The sequence below is a fragment of the Streptomyces sp. 4N509B genome (assembly GCF_052245655.1).
Taxonomy (GTDB): domain Bacteria; phylum Actinomycetota; class Actinomycetes; order Streptomycetales; family Streptomycetaceae; genus Streptomyces.
The window spans coordinates 1-837 of record NZ_JBQQBZ010000101.1 but is presented as its reverse complement, the minus strand read 5'-3'; the positions used below and the strand labels follow the sequence as shown (position 1 = coordinate 837).

Genomic DNA, 837 nt, shown 5'->3' with positions numbered 1-837 from the left:
CAACCAACGACCACTCCACAAACGCAGACAACGCCTCCTCACACGCCCCGATCCACTCCGCGAACACCGGCGACACACCCAACAACTCCCGCCCCATCCCCACCCACTGCGACCCCTGACCCGGAAAAACGAAGACAGGCCGTATCGGTCGCGCACTCGTCCCGCGTATGGCGAACGGCTCGTCCGTGCCGAGCGACGCCACCGCCCCGGCGGGGTCGGAGGCGAGAACGACCGCACGTTCGGCGAACTCCGACCGTCCGGTGGCCAGCACGTGCGCCACGTCGCCCAGTGCCACGTCGTCCCGCTCCCGCAGGTGAGCCCGCAGACGTGCTGCCTGCTCCCGTAGGGCCCGCTCCGTCTTCGCCGACAGCAGCAACGGCAACGGCAGCGGCACGACGGCGGACGACAGGGCCGGCGTCTCCACGGTCTTGGCGGCCTCGCCGCCCGGTTCCCCTGCCGCGTCTGCTTCCTCCGAAGCGTCCTCGAAGGCCGGCACGTTCTCCAGCAGCACGTGGGCGTTGGTGCCGCTGACGCCGAAGGAGGACACTCCCGCCCGCCGTGGGCGGCCCGTCTCCGGCCAGTCCCGCTCCTCGGTCAGGAGGCGGACGTCCCCCGCCGACCAGTCCACATGCGACGACGGCTCGTCCACGTGCAGCGTTCGCGGCAACACCCCGTGCCGCATCGCCTCCACCATCTTGATGACGCCGCCGACACCCGCAGCCGCCTGCGCATGCCCGATGTTCGACTTCAACGACCCCAACCACAACGGCCGACCCACCGGACGACCCTGCCCATACGTCGCCAACAACGCCTGCGCCTCGATCGGATCACCCAACG

At 70.4% G+C, this 837-nt stretch carries 1 protein-coding gene; it reads right to left on the bottom strand.

The annotated features are described in order from the left end of the window. On the bottom strand, positions 1-837 hold an 837-nt coding region (locus ACTWP5_RS32100; RefSeq protein WP_443224710.1), incomplete at both ends, for a CurL C-terminal domain-containing protein.